This is a genomic window from Micromonospora sp. CA-248089, from assembly GCF_050948515.1.
Taxonomy (GTDB): domain Bacteria; phylum Actinomycetota; class Actinomycetes; order Mycobacteriales; family Micromonosporaceae; genus Micromonospora.
Genome location: NZ_CP192016.1, coordinates 2,620,437 through 2,641,893, shown reverse-complemented (window position 1 = coordinate 2,641,893; position 21,457 = coordinate 2,620,437). Strand labels below are relative to the sequence as shown.

The following is a 21,457-nucleotide window of genomic DNA, read 5'->3' as shown; positions in this document are numbered from 1 at the left end:
GGGTCCGCCGTCAGAAGACGCGCGTACGGCGCGTCCCGGACGCCAGGCCCGCGATCGGGCCGACCGCGCCGTCCCGCCCGGGTTGCCGGGGCGCACCCGTGAGGTCGGTGTCCATGACGGCGGGGCTGCCGTCCGCCTCCTCGAAATCCGCGTCGGCGCACCGGACCCGTTCCAGGTCCCGGCCGGTGACCACACCGACACGCGCCTCGTCGAACGCGTCGGGAAGGTCGGTGACGAGCCAGACCCCGTCACCGTCGTCGACGACCGTCGCGGTCGCGGCTCCCAGCACCCGTGGCTCGCGCTCACCGTCGAACGGCCGGGCCCCGGCGGCGTAGGCGTTCGCGCGGGCGTACACCGGTTGTCTCACGTCGGCGTACTTCTGCTGGTCGCTGGGCGGCTGGTCGGCGAGGCGGGCCAGGTACTCCTCGAACGACGCCGGATGGCCGTCGTATCCGGCGGTGCCGGCCAGCGCCGGCCCCTCGCCCTCCGCGCCCGCGCCGTAGGCCGCGCCCGGGTCGCCGCCCAGGAAGAGGTTCCCCACGTACCTGTCGTCGCCGCCGTAGACGACCGCGTACCCGGCGACCTGCGTGCTGTGCGGCAGGTGGTACGGCGTGGCGCGGTCCATCACCGGCTCCAGCCGCACCGTGCCGCAGATCAGGTTGCAGACGAAGGCGCCGCCCTGACTGAACAGCTCCAGCGCGGCGGGCGAGCCGAAGATGTTGTGGTCGACCAGGTAGGGGCCGTGGCTGACCTCGACGAAGAGGTCCCGGGAGTTGTCGTGGTAGACGTTGCGGGACAGCCGGGTGCCCTGCGCCTGCCAGTCCAGCCAGGTGCCGAGCGAGCAGTCGTGGATCCGGTTGTGCCGGATCACCACGTCGATGGCCGCGTGCAGCTTGATGCCGGCGATCTCGTACCCGTAGAACTCGCGCTTCACGCCGATGCGGTGGATGTGGTTGTCCTCGATGGTGGAGAACGCACAGCCGAGGTGGCCGACAATCGCGTTCTGGCCGCAGTCGTAGATGGTGTTGCGGCGGATCACGTGCGAGCCGATGTGCTCCCGGTCCCACCCGATCCGGCGGGCCGCGAAGACCGACTCCAGCTGGTACTGGTAGCCCGGCTTGTCACCGCGCAGCGCCGAGAAGTTCTGCCCGGTCGAGCCCTCCTTCCCGATCGAGATCGCCGCGCACTTGGCGTCGTGGATCACGTTGTCCTCGATGACCCACCCCTTCGCCCAGCCGGGCCCGATCAGGCCGGGCTGGTCGGCGGTCGGCGGCGCCCACGGGCTGGCCGCGTGCGCCAGCTCGAAGCCACGAACGGTGATGTAGTCCCGGTGCGGCTGGTCGGGGTAGAAGACGCTGCGGCGTACGTTGATCTCGACCAGTTCCGTGTTCGGGTCGGCGCCCTGGAAGTTGGCCCAGATCGTCGTCCGCTCACCGACCTCGGCGTACCAGACGAGCCGGGTCTGATCGGGGTCGCCGATCGGCTGCGTCACCCGGGTCCAGTCGTCGACGACCTCGGTACGCCGGGGCGGATCGTCGACCTCCGCCCGGCTCCCCACCTCGAAGAAGCTCAGGCCGTTCAGGTAGACCTCGCCGAGGTGCCGGCGCGGCGCACCCGGGCGGTAGACGATCCAGTCGCCGGTCACCTCCTCGGCGAACGGGTTGAACGAGCCGAACAGCGCGTTGTCGACGACCGCCCGCCACACCGTCCCGTCGAGCGGCTCCCAGCCGGTGACACGTTCCGATCCCTTGATCACCACGTGCTCGCCGGGCGCCGCCTCGTAGGTGATGCGGCGGGAGTCGCTGAGACCGCCGTGGCGTGGCTTGACCCACTCGCGGTACTCCCCCGCGTGCACCACCACCGTGTCGCCGGGCTGCGCGACGCGCGCGGCCCGGTTGATCGTCCGGAACGGCCGCTCGGCGCAGCCGGCGGCGCGATCCGAACCGCTCGTCGCCACATGGAACACCGATGCCATCCGGGAGCCCTCCTTGTCGATTGATCGAGATGCCGCCGGCGCGCCCGCCCCCGGTCACGTGCACACCGGCAGGTCGATCGCGGACGGGCGGGCGCCGTCGTGGGAGATCTCCTGCCTCGCCCGTACGGTCGTGGTCGCGGTGGCGGCAGGCTCACCGCTTCCGGGATTGCGGGCGTAGCGCGGATGCGCCCCGGAGCTGACCTGCACCGCGACGCGGTGGCCGACGGCGAAGCGGTGGAACGCCGGCCACAACGGCACCTCCAGCTCGACGAAGCCGTCCTCGTCGGGCCGCGGATCGGTGGCCGCGGTACCGGCGCCGCCGATGCGGCGGATGCCGTCGCACACGCTCATCGAGCGGCCGTCGGGGTGCACGTCGCAGATCCGGACGAACACGTCCGCGCTGGCCGCCGTCGAGCGGAACCGGACGCGGGCGATCGGCTCCCCGGCGAGGATGACAGCGCGATCCAGCGGTGGACTGCGGAACACTGCCACGTCCGTACGGCGTTCGTGGGCGCTGTTGTCGACCGGCCCGCAGGACGGGCCCAGACCGGGACCGCCGAGTGCGGGTGTGGGCCGATCGGGATCGTAGGTGTAGCGGGTGCCGCCGCCGTCGGGGCGGGCCGGGTCGAGCAGCCCGGACGGGTGCAGGTACCACCGCCGCGCCGCGGTGCCCGGCGGCGGCCACGCGGACAGGTCGCGCCACTGGTCCGCGCCGGTCAGGAAGGCGCGTACGGGCGCGGGCCGGGCCGCCGGCGCGCCGGCGAAGTGTTCCTTGAGGAACGCGACCGACTCGGCGAGGAACGGGCTCTGCTCGCTGCGGTGGCCCCACGGGCCGATGGTCAGCCGGGGCGGGCGACCGGCGGCGGCGAGCTGGGCGTAGTTGCGCAGCTGCCAGGGAAGGAACAGGTCGTACCAGCCGGTGGCCATGTACACGGGTGCGGTGACGTCCGGCACCGACGCGGTGTGCGACTGCCGGGCCCAGTAGTCGTCGGTGAGCTTCTCGTGGGCCAGCCAGTCCTGGTACCAGCCGATCGGGTGGCCCGCCACGGTGGAGTCGCCGCGCGACAGCGGCAGGACGTCGAAGGCTTCGGCCAGCTTCCGGTCCGGCCGCCGGGCGAGCCGCGCCCGAACCAGGGCGCCGCGCATGCCCCGCAGGGCCATCAGGCGCGACCAGCCCAGCGAGCTGCCCAGCGAGAAGGCGCCGTTGGTCCAGGTGACCGCGCCGAAGTCGGCCATCGTCACGTTCAGGCACAGGGCATCCGGGGCGTTCCCGGGATCGTCCCGGCACATCCGTCCCGCCACGGCCCACTGGGTGTAGCCGAGGTAGCTCTCCCCGTACGTCGCGACAGTGCCGGTGAACCACCGCTGGCGGCGTACCCACCGGTGGGTGGCCATGCCGTCGCGCTGCTCGTCGAGCTGCGGCCGGAAGGTGCCGCCGGAGCCACCCGTACCGCGGCAGCTCTGCACCAGCACCGTGAACCCCTCGCCGGCCAGCGCCGGCGCGTGGGTGAGCGAGCCGTGCCGGCCGTACGGCGAGCGGACGACGATCGTGGGCAGCGGCGGTTCCGCCGGGCCGGCCGGCAGGTAGAGGTCGGCGACCAGCTCGACGCCGTCGTCCATCGGCACGCGCAGCCCGCGCCGCACCGTGAAGGGGTACGGGCTGCCACGGGCGCGCCGGAGCCGGCCGGGCAGTCGGCGGCGAAGGCTCGTCACCGGCCGTCCCCGGTTCCGGAGCCGCCGCCCCGCGCGGCTTGCCCGAGGCGGTACGCGACATCGACACTCATGCCGTGCCCGTACGAGAAGGAGCGGAAATGGAACCGGAGCCCGCGGACGGCGGCTACCGCAACCCGATCCTCCCGGGCTTCTGGCCCGATCCGAGCATCTGCCGCGCCGGTGACGACTACTACCTCGTGTGCTCGAGCTTCGAGTACACGCCCGGCGTCCCGATCTTCCACAGTCGCGACCTGTACACCTGGCGGCAGATCGGCAACGTGCTCGACCGCGCCGAGCAGCTTCGGCTGCCCGCCGACACGCTTGCCTCGCGAGGCATCTACGCGCCGACGATCCGCCACCACGACGGCCGGTTCTGGGTCGTCACGACGAACGTCACGCTCGACCGGCACCTGATCGTCACGGCGACCGATCCGGCCGGCCCGTGGTCGGATCCGGTCTACCTGGACCTGCCCCACGTGGACCCGTCGCTGGCGTGGGACGACGACGGCACCTGCTGGATGACGGTGTCCGGAGTCGAGTCGTACCGGATCGACCCGCGTACCGGAGAGGTCTTCGAGGGGCCGGTGCCGATGTGGTCGGGCACGGGCGGCCAGTACCCCGAGGCGCCGCATCTGTACCGGGTCGGCGACTGGTGGTACCTGCTCGTCTCGGAGGGCGGCACCCACACCGGCCACGCGGTGAGCGTCGCCCGCGCGCGCTCGCCGCGCGGGCCGTTCCAGCCCGGACCGGCCAACCCGATCCTGACGCACCGCGGCACCGACCAGCCGGTGCAGGCGACCGGGCACGCCGACATGGTCGAGGCCACCGACGGCAGCTGGTGGATGGTCCTGCTGGGCATCCGCCCTCGGGGTCAGTGGCCGCCCTACCACGTCCTGGGGCGGGAGACGTTCCTGGTGCCGGTGCGCTGGGTCGACGGCTGGCCGGTGGTCGACCCCGTCTCGTCCGGGACCGGCCCGGCGGGGACCAGCCGGTGGGAGGACCGGGACGACTTCGACGACGATCGGCTGGGCGTCCAGTGGATCTCTCCCCGTGACCGGCCCGCCTCGGCGTGGTCGCTGACCGACCGGCCGGGCTGGCTGACCCTGCACGCGACCGGCGACAGCCTCGACCGCGGTGGCGCCACCGTCGTCGGCCGCCGCCAGCAGCACCACGACTGCCGGGTCAGCGCCCGCGTCGATCCCGGCTCGGGCCGATCCGGCCTGACCGTCCGGATCGACGAGGCCCATCACTACGACCTGGAGATCGCGCGGGGACAGGCGCGGGTCATCGGCCGGGTCGGGCCGTTCCGTCAGGTGTTCGGGCAGTGTCCCGTCCGGGCGGGGGCGGTGACGGTGGCCCTGAGCATCCGGACCACCGACGTGCTGCCCCCGACCGTCACCTCGTCCGGCGCTCTGGCGCAGGCGGGCTACGTGGGCGTCACGGCCGCCGGCAGCGACACGATCAGCTTCGAGGTCGAGACCGGGGACGGCTGGTCGTGTCTGGCGGAACTCGACGGTCGCTACCTGTCCACCGAGGTCGCGTCCGGGTTCACCGGCCGGGTCATCGGCATGTACGTCACCGAGGGGACCGCCAGGTTCGACTGGTTCGACTACCGGCCGGCCGGCTGACGGGACGGCACGGGACCTCACCCCTTGAACGCGCCTTCCATGATTCCCTGCACCAGACGGCGCCCGACGAAGACGAACAACACCAGCAGCGGAATGGTGGCCAGGAAGGAGCCGGACATGGCCAGGCCCAGATCGATGTCCCGGTTCTGCTGCAGCGCCTTGATGGCGATCTGGACGGTGTAGTTCTCCGGCGACTTCAGGACGATGAACGGCCACAGGAAATCGTTCCACGCGTAGACGAACGTGAACAGCCCCAGCACGTACGCCGCCGGCCGGACCAGCGGGAAGGCGATCCGCCAGAAGATCTGCCAGGTGGTCGCGCCGTCCACCCGCGCGGCCTGCATCAGCTCGTCGTCGATGGTGCTGCCGATGTGCTGGCGCATCCAGAAGATGCCGAACGCGCTCACCAGCCCGGGAACGATCACCGCCTGCAGGCTGTCCACCCAGTCCAACTGGGACATGATCAGGTACTGCGGCACCACCGCCAGCTGCGCCGGCACCGTCATGGTCAGCACGACGATGAGGAACAGCGTGTTGCGGCCCGGGAAGGACAGCTTGGCGAAGGCGAATCCGGCCAACGCGCAGAGCACCGCCTGGCCCACGGCGACCGTGCCGGCGACGATGACGCTGTTGAGCAGGGACTGTACGAACGGCACGATGGTGAAGACCAGCTCCGCCAGGTGCAGGAAGTTGCCGCCGGGCGTGAGGGTCGGGGGAAGCGTCGTCGCGGTGGCGGAGTCCGTCGTCGCCACCACGAACATCCAGTAGAGCGGGAAGACGCTGACGAGCGCCATGAGGGTGAGCAGCGCGTACACCGGGATCGAGACGCGGTTGGCCTGGCGCCGCCGGGCCCGCCGGGGCGCGGCGGTCGGTGCTACGGGCTTCATGGGCGCTCCGAACGGATTCGGGTGGTCAGCAGATAGTTGAGGGCGGAGAAGGCCACCACGATGACGAAGAGCGCGACGCCGACCGCCGCCCCGTAGCCGAAGTGGAACTGCCCGAAGGACTGCTCGTAGAGGTAGAGGGTGACGGTCTGGCACTGCCGTGCGGCCCCGCACGTGAGCCCGCCCACCGGGTTGACCAGCAGCGGCTCGGTGAAGACCTGCAGCCCGCCGATGGTCGACGTCACGACGGTGAACGCGATGATCGGCCGCAACGAGGGGATGCTGATGTGCAGGAACTGTCTCCAGCCGTTCGCGCCGTCGGCGGCGGCGGCCTCGTACAGTTCCCGGGGCACCGCCTGCAGCGCGGCGAGGTACAGCAGTGTGTTGTATCCGGTCCAGCGCCAGGCGATCATCGTGGCGATCATGATGTGGCTGCCCCACAGCGACGCCGTGAAGTCGATGTGCGCGAAGCCCAGCAGCCCGAGAAACCAGTTGATCATGCCGTAGTCACGGTCGAACATCTGGGCGAAGACGATGGTCGTGGCCGCCACCGAGGTGACGTAGGGAACGAGCACCGACATCCGGAACAACGCGGCCAGCCGCAGCCGCGCGTGGTTGAGCAGGTGCGCCAGGCCGAGCGCCAGGAGCAACTGCGGCACCGTCGAGAGCACCCAGATGCTGAACGTGTTCCGCAGCGCCCCCCAGAAACGCGGGTCGTCCAGCAGCTCGGAGAAGTTGTCCAGCCCCACGAAGCGGTGCTCGCCGATGGGATCCCAGTCGAACAGCGAGATGTAGAAGGTGAACAGCAGCGGGAACAGGCCGAAGATCAGGAACAGTACGAAGAACGGCGAGATGTACGCGTACGGCGCCAGGAACTCCCGTACGCCCTGCTGGATCCGCCGGTTGCGAGCGGGCCTGCGGACGTCCGGTGGAACCGGGGCCGGGCCGAGCATGGTGGTCAAGGCGTCACCCTCCCGATGGGCGGCGGCCGGGCTCGGCCCGGCCGCCGCACTCAGCCCTCCGTCATTCGCGTACGGCGTTCTTGACGTTTTTCAGCGCGGTGTCCCAGGCGTTCGCCGGGTTGACCTTGCCCTGCTCGACGCTGGTGAGCGTGTTGAGGAACTCGGTGCCGATGGGACCGTCCTGCGGCCCGAAGTAGAAGGGCTTGATCCCGATCACCGACTGGGTGTAGATCTTGCCGATCGGCGCGTTGCTGAAGAACGGGTCGGTCTTCCCGACCAGCTGCGGGTCCGTGTAGACCGACGGCGTGGTGGGCAGAGACCCCTGCATCAGGAAGTGGTCCAGCTGACCCTTCGGCGACTGCATCTCGTTGATGTAGTTCCACGCCGCCTTCGCGTTCTTGGCGCGCTTGGGGATGGCGAGGAAGCTGCCGCCCCAGTTCCCCGAGCCACCGGGAATGGTGGCGATGTCCCACTTGCCGTTCGTCTCGGGGGCGTTCGTCTTCATCTGGCTGAGCATCCAGGACGGCGAGCACACCACGGCGTAGTCGCCCTTCTTCATCGCCGCGGTCCAGCCGGACGAGAACGACCCCTGCTTGGCGGAGATGCCCGCGCCGAAAGCCTTCAGCGTCACGTCGAACGCCGCCTTGACCTGCTCGTTGTCGTAGTCGAGCTGGCGGTCGGCGCTGTAGTAGCGCTGGCTGCCCTGGTTGACCGCCTGGAAGAAGACGCTGGTGGGCGTGTTGTCCACGAACGGCTTCCCGGTCTTCTGGACGTACTGCTTACCGACGTTGATGAACTCGTCCCACGTCGGCCAGAGCTTGGAGACCTCGTCCCGGTCGGTGGGCAGGCCGGCCGCCTTGAACAGATCGGTACGGTAGGCCACCGCCAGGCCGCCGACGTCCGTCGGCACACCGATGATCTTGCCGTCCTTCGTCGTCGACTGTGCCATCACCCAGTCGAGGTAGTTGCCCTTGATGTCGTTCGCGCCCAGCGTGGTGAGGTCGACGAAGTTGTCCGGGGACTGCATGAACTTCGGCAGGTCGTCGGCCTGGATCAGCACCAGGTCGGGCACCTTGCCGCCGGCCAGCGCGGCGGTGAGCGCCTGCGCGGTCTCGGTGGTGCTGCCCACCTCGGTGAGCTTGATGCGCACATCGGGGTGCGCCTTGGTGTAGACGTCGACGTCGGCCTTCTGGTTGATGTTGGCGAACGACCAGAACTCGAAGGTCTTCGAGTCCGACTCGCCGTCTGATCCCCCACAACCGGCAAGGAGGAGCGCGGCGGCGGCGATGACTGCTGTGGCGGTGGTCCGGACGCGTTTCAACGGCCCTCCAGCGGTGTGATCGTGAGCAGCGGTGGTGGGGTGGTGGGTTCTCGCCGGCGCCGGCGCGCAGGCAGAAGCCGACGGGTGGCCCCACCGACGGGTCAGCCGTTGTCCCGCGGCCGGTGAGGTCGCCGCCTCCGAAACTTATCGAGATATTTGCATGCCATGATTTTGTGCGCTGAGGCTACTAAGTGCTCCGGCATCCGTCAACAGGCCCGCTGCCAGCACGAGCGCTTGACGACACTGCGGATTCCTGAACCGACACAGCACCGAAAGTTTCGGAACAAGGAGCGTAGCTCCGCGCGACGGACACCGGCGCCCCTCGCATCCGCTCCCGGACAGCTACCGGCCGTGGGTCGCCCGCGTCCGCCAGTCGTCGAGGCGGGTGGCGGCGATGCGGGCGCCGTCGGCGGGGACGAGCGAGCGTTCGGACAGCGCGGCACCGAAATACCGGGCGCCGGGGTCACTCACCACCGATCGAGGATCCTGCCGGGCCGCGAGGGTGGATCGTCCCAGTTCGTCGAGGCGGAACTGCTCCGGACCGCCGACCTCGACCACACCGTTGGCCGGCGCGCCGACCACGACGTCGGCCACCGCGGCCGCCACGTCGTCCGCCGCCATCGGCTGGATCAGCACCGGCGCGAGGTGCACGGTGTCGCCGTCCGTGGCGGCGTCGACGATGCCCTGCAGGAACTCGAAGAACTGTGTGGCGTGCACCAGGGAGTACGGAAGCCCGGACGCGGTGACGAGATTGTCCTGGGCGACCTTCGCCCGCATGTAGCCGCTGTCCGGAAGCCGTTCGGAGCCCACGACGGAGAGCACCACGTAGTGCCCCACCCCGGCGTCCGCGGCGGCGGCAAGGAGGTTACGCGTGGACGTCTCGAAGAACTCCAGTGCGGCGCCGCCCTCGAGCGACGGCGAGTTCGACACGTCGACAACCGCGTCGGCGCCGGACAGCGCCTCCGCCACCCCCTCACCGGTCAGCGTGTTCACGCCGGTCTTCGGCGACGCCGGCACCGCCTCGTGGCCCTGGGCGCCGAGGATCTTCACGAGTTTGGAGCCGATGAGCCCGCTGCCACCGATGACGACGATCTTCATGATCGAGCCCCTCCCTGTCCGCACTGGCTGAGTCGCGCTGCAACCAGTAGGACGGAATCCCGGGGCGGACGCAGGAAATTGCCGAAAGAGCTCGGCCCGGCTCGTCCTGTTGGTGGCTGGTTACCGACGTTTCACGCTGTCGCATGCCCCCTGCGTGCCCCGGAAGGCTCTTTGGCCGCCAGGCGGTCGAGCCATCGATGCGCATTCTCCAAGCCCACGTCGTTGTCGGCCATGCTCGTGATTCCGGTCAGATCGTCGGTCACAAGGCGGCGGGCGAAGTAGTCGGCCTGCACCGCCCAGCGAAACCGGAGCATGGCCGGCAAGCCGTGTTCCACCTCGGCGCGCGTCATCGTCTTGTTCTCCAGGTATGCCTCCACCAGGTAGTCCGCGTTATCGATTCCGCCGACATACATCACTGCCGATGCTAGGTCGTACATAAGCGGACCGCTCATCGCGATACTCCAGTCGATCAGTCCGCACTCTCCCGTCTTGCGGTCGAGCCGGAATGCCTCTGGAGCCGGATCGGTGTGTAACAGGCCCCACGACAAAGACCCGACATCAAGCGCCTCGTAACCGGCAAGGGCGGCCGCCACGGAGGGTTGGACCCAAGGACGGACCAGCAGATGCGGCGCCCGCGGATCGACCCAGTGGAACCGGTCGGCATCCTTGATCGTCACGCTTCTGAGTGCTGCGTGCACACGCGCCAGGGTTGCCCCGATCAGCCGTTGCTCGTCCGGCCTCCTGCCGATCAGCCCGCTGCCTGCGACCCAGTTCAACAACGCGAGCGGCACTCCGTCGACGTCGACGACGATGCTTCCGCGCCTCGTCACCAGCGGGGTGCCAGCCGCAACGCCTGCCCTCTCGACATGAGCCGCGACCTCAAGGCCGCCGATGAAGGGCCGGCGCGATCCCGGCGCAACTGCCTTGGCTACCCACCGTTCACCGCCCTCGGAGACGAACCACGTCGCCGAGTTCATTCCGCCGTTGTGTACCTGAACCGCCGCGTTCACCAGTCCCCAATGGGCCACGAGACACGCACGCAGCTTCCCGCCATCGATCACGAGCAAGAGTCAAACACCATCCACCGCAACCGGCCACGAACTTCTGACCTCACCGAGTGCCACCTCACCGACGCGGCCGACGTGTGCCTCTCCCGCGCCACGGGCTGGTGGCCGAGCGGCCCGGCCGGCTGCCGGCCCACCAACGATCAACTGTCTGTCGTTCTGCGGCGGCCTGCCGGGTTTCTCGATGTCCGCGCCAGCCGCCGGGCATCAGGCATCGCCAAGGCGGCAGCGGCCGGCGCGCGCCGGGGCGGCAAAGCGTGCAGCCCGGGGCCGCTTTGAGGACGGGCCGGGGGGCGTACACACGCAGCTTCGCCATGCACTGCGCGTACCCGGCGGAACCGCTGCTGGACGCGGCAGGGTGCGGGCCGGACGGCGGGTGATCGACGTCGGCTATCCCGGGCCTGCGACCGTCAGCGCGACAGCATCCGGCGGACCCGGCCGCGCACCGCCTGCTTGACCTGCTCGCGCAACGGCTGCGCGCGGCGCGTCTTGAGCTTCTGCTGCAGCGTCTGGTTCTCGTCGCGCAGCCACTGCATGCGCGCCAGCAGTTCGTCCGTGGTGTAGGAGGAGGCCGGCCGGACCGCCTGCGGGTAGACGGTTCGGCGGACCTGCTCGTCGAAGCGGGTGGCGCTGTCCCCGTCGGCGAACGACAGGCCGAGGTCGTGCTTGGCGAGGAACGCGCTGATCCGCGCGAAGCGCTCCTTGTGGCCCTCGTTCAGGGCCGTGTAGTCGGCTTCCTCGTAGAGTTGGGCGGCGTCGAGGTCGCCCGGTACGTCGCGCATCAACCGGTGCGGGATGTCGAAGTAGCGGGCCAGTTCCAGGGTGCGCGAGTCGTGTGCGAGGAGGTACCCGGGAGTGCCGGAGATCAGCGCCGTGATGGTGCCGTGGATCCGGGTGCCGAAGGCGAAGTCGAACCCGGAGAGGTACTCCATCCAGGGCCACGGGTCCATGAACATCCGCACCTTGTCCTCCGCGAAGAGCGGGTGCGAGGTGTGGATGGGCATGTCGTCGGTCTTGCCGCGCAAGTTCGGTGCGTCGCCGTAGAGCAGGGTGCCGAGGGCGTACAGGCCCTGCGCGATGTAGCACAGGTTCGGGTAGCGCTGGTGGTGGTGGCGGACGAGCGGGGCCAACGCGCGGACGTACGGCGAGATGACGAACGCGAGCCGGTCCTCGGTGTTCAGGGTCGCCTTCGCCTTCTCGACCCGGAGGTTGTCGCCGTGCAGGAACATCGACGGACAGCCGATCTGCTCGACGGCGGAGAAACCCAGCGAACGCAGGTAGCTCTCGCTGATCTCGCCGCGTACGCCGATGCTGTGCGACCGGTTCAGCACCGCCCGGCAGAACGCCTTCACCGGCTCGTCGATCGGGCGCAGGGACTCCAGGCCGCCGTCCACGTCGGTCTGCGCCCCGACCCCGAGCACCACCACCGGGATCTTGAGCCGCTCGATCAGCCGGGCCATCGAGGTCAGCCGGTTCGCGTAGTCGTGGCGGAACGCGTTTGCCAGCGGGATCACGAAGACGTCGTACTTCTCGTTGATCTCGTCGGCGTCGCGCGGGTCCGCCCGGAACCGCGACGGGGTGATCTCCGCCGCCGAGGTGGCCAGCAGCTTGTGCGCGGCGTGGCTGAAGACCAGGTTGCCGCTGTTCTTGCCGATCCAGTCCCGCTCGTAGGTCTCCTCGGCGGTGACGACGTCGAACGGGCCCTTGCGGGCTCGCAGCAGGATCCGCTGGTGCATTCGGGGTGTCCATCCTTCGTTTCGGACGCCACAGCGCCCGGCGAGGCCGAAGCGGCGCGACCGGCCGAGCACGGCCCCGTTCCGTGCAGGAGCAGAAATCCTACCGTCTCCACGTCGGCTCGAATCCCACGTGGCGGCCGTCACGTCGGCCCGAAGGTGGGCGGGGATACCAGCCAATAGATGGGCTGCGGAACTGCGCCTGAGGCGTGTCGCATATGTCGGTCAGAGTCATCCGCTGATGATCGTGATCGTCAGGACGGCCTGTAACCGGACGGCCAACTCGTCGTGGCGGGTGGCAGCCTCCAGCTATCGACGTCTGATCATCGGCGCCACCACCTCGGCCACCTGGTAGACGACTGGGCCTGAATCGCTCGCCAGGACGGGCGGACGGGTGGTCAATAATCGATGCTGTGGAAGCACCCGACCGAAGTCGAAGGATCGTGCTTGTTTCCCTCGCGGTGGTCACGGCTCTGCTGCCAGTCCTGTGGAGGCTTGTGGCCTCGGCCGGCAGTCAGGAGTTCAGCGATGACGGCGGCGAGATCCGTCAGACGTTGCAGAGCGCTGCTGTGCTGCTGCTGCTCTGGTCGGTGATCGTCGGCGCGGTGGTGCGCTCGCTGTGGCGCTCGCTGCTCATCACCGTCGGAGTCAGCGCCGTCATGTTGGTCCTGCTGGGCGTCACGCTGGCGGTCGGCTATCGCACCCTCAGTCCCTCTGACGAGATCGATCACGCTTTCTGGGTTGGCGCCGTTGGCGTCGGCCTGCGAGGGCTCGGCCTGGCCGCGTTTGGCACGAGCGTCGGCTTTGCGATCGGAGGCATCGCGGATCGGCTCGCCTTGCCGCTCGATCGCCCGCCGATCGTCGGGGTGGGCATCGTTGTGCTGCTGCTCTGGCTGGGCAGCGAGGCGATTGGGTGGATGATTCCGACCGGACGGTTTCAGCTCTCTACCCACCTCATTGGCTGGCTGGACGGCGACTGGATTATCTATCGTCTGCCGGCGGACTGTCGGGGCCAGCCAAACGCCACCTGCGGGATGTACCACGCAACGTGGCAACGCTCCCTGCCGGTGCTGGTGACGGTAGCGGTGGCGGCAGTGCTGGTTGGCGGGGCGGCGCGGGCGGTGAAGGTCCCGGCGTGGCGATGATCGGCATCTAAAGAGGTCTCCGGTAAGTGGGTTAGCGACCAAGCAAACCTGAATACCGGAGACCTCGTGGCGAGCGTAGCGGTGACGAGGCGGCACGACCTCACCGACGCTCAGTGGCAGCGCCTCGCCGCACCGCTGCCTGCCACGTCGGCGAAGGGTCGGCCGCCGAGGTGGGAGAAACGGCAGCTCATCGACGGGATCAGGTGGCGGATCCGGATCGGGTCGCCCTGGCGTGACGTCCCGGTCGAATACGGCCCTTGGCAGACGATCTACAGCCTGTTCCGTCGCTGGCAACGCGACGGCAGCAGGAATCTTGCCCCAACGCTTGAGACTTGACCAACTGTCAAGCAGCGCCACCCACGCTCTTGACTGATCTTGGCCCCAGAACGCCAAAAGGGCCGACCAGATATCCGGATCAGCTCTCTGACCTGCATCGAGACGGCCGGATTCGAACCGACGACCACCAAAACGGCCTGTCGTCACGCGGCGGCCCATCGGGCTACCTGCTGTCCGCGCCAGCAGCCGGGCGTGTTGCGTGACCGGAGTCGGAACGCCAGCGAAACGACGGACACGCGCCCAAGCGGCGGCGCGTGCGGCCCGTTCAGGGACGCCTTGAAGACGTGCCGAAGTTCTCACCGATTGGCCGGGGCAGTCGGTGTCCGGTCTCGGGACCTGTATGACGGATCGTTATCAGGACCTGGGTGACATCGGTCGTGCCCTTACGCTCGCGCTATGAATCTTGATCAGCGCCTCATCGATGCAGCTGTTGACCAGATGAATCGCCGGTGGCCGGCTGAGGAGTACGGCGGGGCAGCTGCGGTCTACCTCGAGGACGGTCAGATCTTGACTAGCGTGTGCCTCGACAATCTCAACGCCGGGGTCACTCTTTGCCATGAAACCGGAGCCATCTGCCAGGCGTACACGCTGAACAGGCGGGTGACTGCTTCGGTGTGCGTGGGAAGAGAGGCTGGCAGCAGCGACGTCTTCGTACTGGCGCCGTGCGGTATCTGCCAGGAGCGCCTCGCCCTGTGGGGGCCGGAGGTTCAGGTGGGAGTTGCCGATCCGAGCAGCCCATCCGGATGGACGGCACGGACACTTCTCGAGGTCAACCCGTTCTACTGGGGGCTCGGTTTGCCGACGGTGGCCCCTGGCCCTCTCCGGCGGTCCATGCATCCTGACCCGCTGGTTGCTGAGCACTCCCGCGCACAGCATTGATCATCTGGGCCGGAGGTGTCATCCACGCTCCGATAGTTCTTGCTCCAGGACGTCAAGCACGTCGGGCCAGTCAAGTGCTCCTCGATGGCGCCGTGATCATGGATCGGAGCTTCGACGCTGAGGCGTAGTCACCCAGTTAGTCACCCGGACGCGAGAAGAGGACCTACCCATCAATCGGATATGCCCTCTGATCAGTGTCGGGACGGCCGGATTCGGACCGATGGACCCTTGTTACCGTCGTAGCCATTCCGACCTTGTCAACATCCGTCGAAGGTAGACGCTGAGCTGCACAGAAACGATCAAGCGATAATCGCCGCTTGTCACTGATTGTCGTCCACATGCGGGGGTCTTCGGGGGTAAAAGGGGGCCGCATGGGGCGTCCCCGTCGCCAGTCCACCGCGCCCCGCTCCCCTACCAGCAGAACCCCGTCACCGGGGGAACGTTGCGCCCCTACCCATCGCTACAGGCCGCCTGCAGGCACCGGGGGGACATGCGGGCATCTATTGTCACCATCAGAAACGCAACTGACGCCCAGGTAGTGAGCGGCAACCGGGCTGACGGATATCGTTGGATTCGGTTCGTGTGTCAGGGGCTACGGCGCAGTGAGCGGAGCGCGGGAACCGCGTCGGTGGCGGCGAGCGCCCAGAGTACGAGCAGCGGCTGGAAGAGCAGGCGGACCGCGCGTGCCGCGTCGGTGTCCAGGCCGAATCCGTCACGACCTTCGGTGAACTGAGCGACGTTGCCCGGGAAGACCGCGACGAAGAATGCCGCTACGACCGCTCCGGTGATGCCGCGTACAGGCTGTCTCCAAGCCGCGAGCAGGGCCAGCCCGAGACAGATCTCGACCACTCCGGAAGCGACGACGACGAGATCGGCGTCGAGCGGGAGCCAGGAGGGCACCTGCGCCAAGAACTCCTGGCGCGCGACTGTCAGGTGGGCGGTGCCGGCAACGAGCAGCATCGCGCCCAACGCGACCTGGCCGACCGCGCCCGTCAACCGTCGGGCAAACGTGGAGGTCATGGTGTGTCTCCCGTGGCGTGAGCGAGGGACGGACAGCCGGCCCGCTGCATGGGCGGCTCCCACCACCCGAAGGACAGAAGGGGCAGGCCGGCTCCAGGTCGGGTACCGCCTCGGTCTGTCGACGGAGTTGGGGGAGCCTCCGCCACGGTGACCGACACTGCCCCCGACCGCGGCCACGCTCAGTTCCAGCGACGGACGGTACGGCCGGTGGGCTCCTGTCGACGCCGCCCCAACCACTAGCCTTTCAGACGGAGCCGACAGGCGGTCCAGCATCGGGCGGTGCGGCCACTGGCCCGCCGACGGCCGGGATGGTCAGTCCGTCCACCGTGTCAACGCCGCCTCAGACGGGACCACCGTGGTCCGGCTGAAACTGGACCACGGTGGTTTGGTTGATCTTTAGTCGTTGGTCTTGGTGGCTGCGGGGACGCGGCCGAGGTCGCGGTCTTTGAGTCGGTAGGTCAGCACCAGAACGCCTGACCCGTGGTCGATTTGCGATGATTTGCAGTCAACCGCGCGGCGCCCGGTCCGCAGGAACGTCGCGACGCTCAGCTGCACGGCTCGACGGCACGGGGATGGTGCCGTCAGTACGAGTCGTGGCCGGCGCAGCCTTGGATTTGCGGCGGTGGAGCGTGAGAGTCATGACCAGCACGACCAGCGCTCCGACGATCAGCCCGAGGATCGCGCTGGCCACCGTGTTGACGAGCCAGCCGACGAGCCCGCCGAGAACACCCGTGGCGTCGTGGGCGGCGACCTCCACGTGGTGCACGGCCTCGTACAGGAAGGGCAGGTTCAGCTCGTTCGTGCCGAGCAGCAGGATGTGCCCGCCCACCCACAGCATCGCCGCAGTGCCGACTACCGTCAGCACGGTGAGGACTACCGGCATCGCCCTCACCAGACCGCGGCCGAACGTGGCGACGGCACCGGAACGTTGCGACAGACGCAGCCCGGCGTCGTCCATCTTCACGATCAGGCCCACCACGCCGTACACCAGGACGGTGATGACGACGGCGACGACAGCCAGGATCACCAGGCGGGACCAGAACGCCTCATCGATCACCTCGTTGAGGGCGATGACCATGATCTCCGCCGAGAGGATCAGGTCGGTTCGTACCGCCCCGGACACCAGTTTCGTCTCGTCCTGCACCTTTTCATCGCCCGCGCCGTGGGAATCGTGATGGGCGATCTTGGCCCACACCTTCTCCGCGCCTTCGTAACAGAGGTAGGCGCCGCCGAGCATGAGGATCGGAGTGAGCAGCCAGGGCACGAACTGACTGAGCAGCAGCACCGCCGGCAGGATGATGAAGAACTTGTTGCGCAGCGACCCCAGGGCAATGCGCTTGATGATCGGCAACTCGCGCTCGGCCGCCAGGCTCCGCACGTACTGCGGCGTGACGGCAGCATCGTCGACGACGACGCCCGCAGCCTTGGCGCCGGCCTTCGCGGCGGCCGCCCCGATGTCATCGATCGACGCGGCAGCGGCTCGGGCCAGCACCGCCACGTCATCCAACAGGGCTACGAGTCCACCGGCCAAGGGAGGATCCTTCCAGGGTTGCGCGGAGTACGAACCGGCCCATTCTCGCTCAGGTTCCTGTGCGCGGCACACCACCGCCCGGTCGTACCGACGCCGTATCGATGGTTCCGTCGCTGGCAGCGTGATGGCACCTGGGCCACACTCGTCCCCGGAGATCCTCCAGCAAGCCCGGCGAGCAACCACCCTCGGGCCGATCAGCCTCGTCAACGGCTTGGTCGTCCCGCGACGTCGGCACGAACAACCGCCCATCTAGGGCGGCCGAGGCGGCTCGCTCGAGGGCTCGGCAAGAGGTTGGTACGCCAGTCGAAGCGAACGAGCGCAGGGGTGCGTCCCGGCGTGCGTCCACTGAACCGAACAGCGGCGCGGATTCGCCGGTAGCGGCACGAATTCGAGCGATTCTTGATCGCGGCTCGCGCCCGGATCCACCGATCGGTGGAGGCACGAATCAACCCAGGCGCACCCGCCACGGTCGACGTGGCGGGGCGGGATGCGACCGTAGCTTCGCAGCATGACGGCATTGGAAGTACGAAATCTACACAAGCGCTACGGGCGACATGTTGCCGTCGATGACGTCTCTTTCACCGTGGAAGAGGGCGAGATCTTCGGCATCATCGGGCCCAACGGCGCCGGCAAGACGACAATCGTGGAGAGCATCGCCGGGCTGCGAGCGCCCGACTCGGGCTCGATCGCGGTGCTGGGACTGGACCCGATACGGGACCGGGCGGAGGTGCGGGAGCTCCTCGGCGTGCAACTGCAGGAGAGCAGCCTCCCGGACGCGATGAAGGTCGCCGAGGCCCTCGAACTCTACGGCTCCTTCTACCGCGACCCCGCCGACCGGCGCGAGCTCATGGCGCTCCTCGGCCTCGCCGAGACGCGGAACACGCAGTACAAGGCCCTGTCGGGCGGGCAGAAGCAGCGGCTCTCGATTGCGCTCGCCCTGGTCGGCAATCCGAGGGTCGCGATCCTCGACGAGCTCACGACGGGACTGGACCCGCACGCCAGGCGCGACACGTGGAGCCTCATTGAGCGGGTTCGTGACACCGGTGTCACGATCCTGCTCGTCACGCACTTCATGGACGAGGCGGAGCGCCTCAGCGACCGGATCGCCGTCATCGACGGTGGCCGGGTCGCCGCGGTGGACACGCCCTCGGGACTGACCGCACGGTTCCGTACCCTCGAGGACGCGTTCGTGGCCTTCACCGAGAAGAGGGGTGACTGATGCCTGCTCTTCTGCAGATGGTCAAGGCGGAGACGAGGCTCTTCCTTCGCGACTCGGCCACCGTCGGCTTCGGTGTGCTGTTCCCGGCGGGACTCCTGCTCGCGCTGGGCGCCGTCCCGGCGCTCAGAGAGCCGTCGCCGGCAACCGGCGGCCTCCGGTCCATCGACGTCTGGGCCCCGACCGCACTGGTGTTCGGGATGGTGATGATCGCCGTGCAGCACCTCCCGGCGGTGATCGCGACGTATCGTGAGCGCGGTATCCTGCGCAGGCTGTCGACGACGCCCGCGCATCCACGGACCGTTCTGCTCGCGCAGATGATCGTGGCGTTCGCCTCGGTGGTCGTCTCCGCGGCGCTCATGATCCTGCTCGCGTGGGCGGTGCTCGACATCGCGCCGCCCGAGCGGCCCCTGGAGTTCGTCGTCGCCTTCGTCGCCGGCTACGCGGCGCTGCTCGGGGTCGGCATGATCTCCGCGGCCGTGGGCCGTACGGGCAGCGCCGCGAACCAGATCGGCACGCTGCTGTTCGTTGCGCTGATGTTCACCGGCGGCGCGTTCCTGCCCCGTGTCCTCATGCCCGACGTGCTGCGCGAGGCCGGCGAGTTCATACCGCCCGGGCTGCAGGCGCTCACCGCGGCGTGGTCCGCCGAAGCGGGCGAGGCCACCGCCACCGCCGGCGGGCAGCCCTTCTGGCTGCAGATCGCCGTGATGGCCGGCATTGCGGTCGTCGCGAGCGCGATCGCCGCCAAGCTCTTCCGCTGGGAGTAGATGTCGATGACGCGGGATGCCGGGGCCGATGAGCGGCCGAACTTCGGGACGCACGAATCCGCCGTCGCGGAGGATGCGAATCGGCCCCGGCTGGCGTGGAAGAAGGAGCAGCTCCGGGTCTGGGACCTCCTGCATCTGAGCACACCGTGGCTGCTGCTCGCGGTCTCGACGACTACCTATTTCTTGTGGGTGCTCCCGGCCTCCGGCGAGCGCTTCCGACTCTCCGTCCTCGGGCTCGTCGCGGCCGCCGCGCTGTGGGTGCTGTTCGGCCACACGCTGCCCATCCGGAAGAGGACGCTCCGGCCCGTGCCGGCGGGCATCTTCTTCGCCGGACTGCTGGCGCTTTGCGTCGCCCTCATGACGTACTCCGAGATCTTCCTCGTCTTCACCATCGCGGGCTTCTTCCACGCCTACCTGCTCCGGCCGTGGCCCCTGGGAGTGCTCGGCGTCCTGGCCACTTCCGTGGCCCTCAACGGCGCGGCGATGCGCGTGTGGGCCGGCGCAACCCCGGCCACGCTCGCGGAGTTCATCCTGATCGTCGCCGTGCAGACCGCGGCGATCGGGGTGGGCATCGTGCTGACGGCGCGCAGCGAACCGGAGGAACGCAAGCGGGAGGAGCTCGTCGAGCGGCTCGAGGCGGCGCTGCACGAGAACGCCGGGCTGCACGCGCAACTGGTCGCCCAGGCCCGGGAATCCGGGGCGCACGACGAGCGGCAGCGACTGGCCAGGGAGATCCACGACACGCTGGCGCAGGGCCTCGCCGGCATCATCACCCAGCTCCAGGCGGCCTCCGCGAAGGTGCCGGGCGAAACGGAGGAGCACGTCGCGCGGGCGCTGCGGCTCGCGCGCAGCAGCCTGACCGAGGCCCGGCGGTCCGTGCAGGCGCTCGCTCCGCAGGAGCTCGGGCGGGCGCATCTCCCCGACGCGCTGCGCACGTTGACCGAGCGATGGTCGGAGGACCACGGGATCGGCGCGCGGCTGGAGGTCACCGGCACCCGGGAGCCGCTGATCCCTGCCATCGAGGTGTCGCTCTTCCGAGTCGCCCAGGAGTCGCTGACCAACGTGGCCAAGCATGCGGAGGCCTCTCGCGTCGGCGTCACGCTGTCGTACACAGGCACCGAGGTGCTGTTGGACGTGCGCGATGATGGACGCGGGTTCGTGACCGGGGCCAGCACCGGCTTCGGCCTGACGAGCATGCGTCAGCGCATCAGAGGCGTCGGGGGCCACGTCGAGGTGCAGAGCGCGCCGGGCGAAGGGACAGCCGTCAGCGCGCGCGTTCCGGCGATCGCTCCCGCGCGCACGAGAACAGAGGGGCAGACCGGCCGATGATCCGACTGGTAATCGTCGACGACCATCCGATCGTGCGGGGCGGTCTTCGCGACACGTTCGCGGACGCCGAGGACATCGTGGTGGTCGGCGAGGCCGGCGACGGCGCCGAGGGCATCGAACGCGCGGAGCTGCTGGCGGCGGACGTCGTACTCATGGACCTCCGGATGCCCCGGATGGACGGCGTCGCCGCGACCGCGATCCTGCGCGAGCGGGCACCGGATGCCCGGGTGCTGGTCCTGACCACGTTCGACAGCGAGAGTGACGTCCTGCCTGCGATCGAGGCGGGCGCGATCGGATACCTCCTGAAGGACGCCCTGCCCGACGAGCTGATGCGAGCCGTCCGCGCGGCTGCGCGGGGAGAGTCGGTGCTCGCGCCGTCGGTGACGCAGCACCTGATGGGACAGGTTCGCAGGCCCGGCGCAGGCACGCTGACCGATCGCGAGAAGGAGGTGTTGCAACTGGTCGCGAACGGCAATTCGAACCGAGAGGCCGCCACAGCGTTGTTCATCGGCGAGGCAAGCATCAAGACCCATCTGCAACACATCTACGACAAGCTAGGCGTACGCGACCGAGCCTCGGCGGTGGCCGAGGGCTACCGCCGCCGACTGCTGACGTGACGGTCGGCGTTTCGGTGGCCGCCCACTAGCCCGAGATCGGCACCCGCAAGGCGCTGAAGGAGCGCAAGGCCCGCACATGGGAGTCACTCGGCGGCACCCGTGGAAGTCGAGGTGTGGCGACCACGCGCTGCCGCGCCCGGACGTCCGGGCGCGGCAGCGAGCGCTCCGCAAGGCCGGCGACCGGCTGGTGTGGACCACCGACCGCGGCGCCGGTGAGATCGCGTTCCTGCACCCGGTGC

Annotated in this window: 16 protein-coding genes and 2 pseudogenes; 8 read left to right on the top strand and 10 right to left on the bottom strand. The window is 69.1% G+C overall.

What is annotated here, in order from left to right; translation table 11 throughout:
* Nucleotides 1–10 precede the first annotated feature (10 nt).
* Together ACQP26_RS12565 and ACQP26_RS12560 are read right to left on the bottom strand one after the other, a co-directional pair.
* The gene (locus ACQP26_RS12565) at nt 11–1,975 is read right to left on the bottom strand and encodes a right-handed parallel beta-helix repeat-containing protein (RefSeq protein ID WP_433495804.1); all 1,965 of its coding nucleotides are present in this window, start codon (nt 1,973–1,975) and stop codon (nt 11–13) included.
* A 54-nt stretch (nt 1,976–2,029) separates the two neighbouring features.
* Nucleotides 2,030–3,688: a CocE/NonD family hydrolase gene (locus ACQP26_RS12560; RefSeq protein ID WP_433495803.1), complete on the bottom strand. Its 1,659-nt coding sequence runs from the start codon at nt 3,686–3,688 to the stop codon at nt 2,030–2,032.
* 98 nt (nt 3,689–3,786) lie between these two features.
* Here ACQP26_RS12560 and ACQP26_RS12555 point away from each other — a divergent pair, with 98 nt between their 5' ends.
* Nucleotides 3,787–5,316, top strand: coding sequence for a glycoside hydrolase family 43 protein (locus ACQP26_RS12555; RefSeq protein ID WP_433495802.1), 1,530 nt, complete (start codon nt 3,787–3,789; stop codon nt 5,314–5,316).
* Between the two features lie 17 nt (nt 5,317–5,333).
* Here the strand turns inward: ACQP26_RS12555 and ACQP26_RS12550 are convergent, their stop codons facing one another.
* The 6 genes from ACQP26_RS12550 to ACQP26_RS12525 all read right to left on the bottom strand — a co-directional run bounded on the left by ACQP26_RS12550 (nt 5,334) and on the right by ACQP26_RS12525 (nt 12,381).
* Nucleotides 5,334–6,203 carry a carbohydrate ABC transporter permease gene (locus tag ACQP26_RS12550; protein WP_269706815.1) on the bottom strand — a complete coding sequence of 290 codons (870 nt, stop codon included), beginning with the start codon at nt 6,201–6,203 and terminating at the stop codon, nt 5,334–5,336.
* Entirely contained in the window at nt 6,200–7,153 is a 954-nt protein-coding gene (locus ACQP26_RS12545) for a carbohydrate ABC transporter permease (RefSeq protein WP_269707118.1), read from the bottom strand. Before ACQP26_RS12545 ends, ACQP26_RS12550 begins: the two co-directional genes overlap by 4 nt.
* A 70-nt stretch (nt 7,154–7,223) precedes the next feature.
* Nucleotides 7,224–8,483 carry an ABC transporter substrate-binding protein gene (locus ACQP26_RS12540; protein WP_269706816.1) on the bottom strand — a complete coding sequence of 420 codons (1,260 nt, stop codon included), beginning with the start codon at nt 8,481–8,483 and terminating at the stop codon, nt 7,224–7,226.
* A 342-nt stretch (nt 8,484–8,825) separates the two neighbouring features.
* Nucleotides 8,826–9,581, bottom strand: a complete 756-nt coding sequence (locus ACQP26_RS12535; RefSeq protein WP_433495801.1) for an SDR family oxidoreductase — start codon at nt 9,579–9,581, stop codon at nt 8,826–8,828.
* 131 nt (nt 9,582–9,712) lie between these two features.
* On the bottom strand, nt 9,713–10,642 hold the full coding sequence (locus tag ACQP26_RS12530) for a phosphotransferase enzyme family protein (protein ID WP_433496132.1): 930 nt from the start codon (nt 10,640–10,642) through the stop codon (nt 9,713–9,715).
* Nucleotides 10,643–11,055: 413 nt separating this feature from the next.
* A complete protein-coding gene (locus tag ACQP26_RS12525; protein ID WP_433495800.1) occupies nt 11,056–12,381 on the bottom strand; it encodes a polysaccharide pyruvyl transferase family protein in 1,326 nt (441 codons plus the stop codon).
* A 410-nt stretch (nt 12,382–12,791) separates the two neighbouring features.
* On the opposite strand from ACQP26_RS12525, the gene ACQP26_RS12520 reads away from it, so the two are divergent.
* The 3 genes and pseudogenes from ACQP26_RS12520 (at nt 12,792) to ACQP26_RS12510 (ending at nt 14,738) form a co-directional block, all read left to right on the top strand.
* A complete protein-coding gene (locus ACQP26_RS12520; RefSeq protein WP_433495799.1) occupies nt 12,792–13,523 on the top strand; it encodes a hypothetical protein in 732 nt (243 codons plus the stop codon).
* Between the two features lie 66 nt (nt 13,524–13,589).
* A pseudogene (locus ACQP26_RS12515) lies at nt 13,590–13,829 on the top strand (transposase); the annotation flags it as partial.
* Between the two features lie 426 nt (nt 13,830–14,255).
* Nucleotides 14,256–14,738: a cytidine deaminase gene (locus tag ACQP26_RS12510; protein WP_433495798.1), complete on the top strand. Its 483-nt coding sequence runs from the start codon at nt 14,256–14,258 to the stop codon at nt 14,736–14,738.
* 585 nt (nt 14,739–15,323) lie between these two features.
* Here the strand turns inward: ACQP26_RS12510 and ACQP26_RS12505 are convergent.
* Together ACQP26_RS12505 and ACQP26_RS12500 are read right to left on the bottom strand one after the other, a co-directional pair.
* Nucleotides 15,324–15,758, bottom strand: coding sequence for a DoxX family protein (locus tag ACQP26_RS12505; RefSeq protein WP_281578205.1), 435 nt, complete (start codon nt 15,756–15,758; stop codon nt 15,324–15,326).
* A gap of 505 nt (nt 15,759–16,263) precedes the next feature.
* Nucleotides 16,264–17,289: a DUF808 domain-containing protein gene (locus ACQP26_RS12500; RefSeq protein ID WP_269706823.1), complete on the bottom strand. Its 1,026-nt coding sequence runs from the start codon at nt 17,287–17,289 to the stop codon at nt 16,264–16,266.
* A 508-nt stretch (nt 17,290–17,797) separates the two neighbouring features.
* Between ACQP26_RS12500 and ACQP26_RS12495 the strand changes: the two are divergent.
* From ACQP26_RS12495 to ACQP26_RS12480, 4 genes and pseudogenes are all read left to right on the top strand, one after another.
* Nucleotides 17,798–18,454, top strand: a pseudogene (locus ACQP26_RS12495) (ABC transporter ATP-binding protein); the annotation flags it as partial.
* A gap of 53 nt (nt 18,455–18,507) precedes the next feature.
* Entirely contained in the window at nt 18,508–19,272 is a 765-nt protein-coding gene (locus ACQP26_RS12490) for an ABC transporter permease (RefSeq protein ID WP_433495797.1), read from the top strand.
* A complete protein-coding gene (locus ACQP26_RS12485) occupies nt 19,273–20,601 on the top strand; it encodes a sensor histidine kinase (protein ID WP_433495796.1) in 1,329 nt (442 codons plus the stop codon).
* Entirely contained in the window at nt 20,598–21,218 is a 621-nt protein-coding gene (locus tag ACQP26_RS12480; protein WP_281578208.1) for a response regulator, read from the top strand. The genes ACQP26_RS12485 and ACQP26_RS12480 overlap by 4 nt, the downstream gene beginning before the upstream one ends.
* Nucleotides 21,219–21,457: the final 239 nt, after the last annotated feature.

What these genes read in the sequence shown, in the direction of transcription:
- ACQP26_RS12555 (WP_433495802.1), top strand. Translation starts at nt 3,787, where the DNA reads ATGGAACCGGAGCCCGCGGACGGCGGCTACCGCAACCCGATCCTCCCG.
- ACQP26_RS12565 (WP_433495804.1), bottom strand. Translation starts at nt 1,975, where the DNA reads ATGGCATCGGTGTTCCATGTGGCGACGAGCGGTTCGGATCGCGCCGCC.
- ACQP26_RS12505 (WP_281578205.1), bottom strand. Translation starts at nt 15,758, where the DNA reads ATGACCTCCACGTTTGCCCGACGGTTGACGGGCGCGGTCGGCCAGGTC.
- ACQP26_RS12485 (WP_433495796.1), top strand. Translation starts at nt 19,273, where the DNA reads ATGTCGATGACGCGGGATGCCGGGGCCGATGAGCGGCCGAACTTCGGG.
- ACQP26_RS12525 (WP_433495800.1), bottom strand. Translation starts at nt 12,381, where the DNA reads ATGCACCAGCGGATCCTGCTGCGAGCCCGCAAGGGCCCGTTCGACGTC.
- ACQP26_RS12480 (WP_281578208.1), top strand. Translation starts at nt 20,598, where the DNA reads ATGATCCGACTGGTAATCGTCGACGACCATCCGATCGTGCGGGGCGGT.
- ACQP26_RS12490 (WP_433495797.1), top strand. Translation starts at nt 18,508, where the DNA reads ATGCCTGCTCTTCTGCAGATGGTCAAGGCGGAGACGAGGCTCTTCCTT.
- ACQP26_RS12510 (WP_433495798.1), top strand. Translation starts at nt 14,256, where the DNA reads ATGAATCTTGATCAGCGCCTCATCGATGCAGCTGTTGACCAGATGAAT.
- ACQP26_RS12545 (WP_269707118.1), bottom strand. Translation starts at nt 7,153, where the DNA reads ATGCTCGGCCCGGCCCCGGTTCCACCGGACGTCCGCAGGCCCGCTCGC.
- ACQP26_RS12535 (WP_433495801.1), bottom strand. Translation starts at nt 9,581, where the DNA reads ATGAAGATCGTCGTCATCGGTGGCAGCGGGCTCATCGGCTCCAAACTC.
- ACQP26_RS12550 (WP_269706815.1), bottom strand. Translation starts at nt 6,203, where the DNA reads ATGAAGCCCGTAGCACCGACCGCCGCGCCCCGGCGGGCCCGGCGGCGC.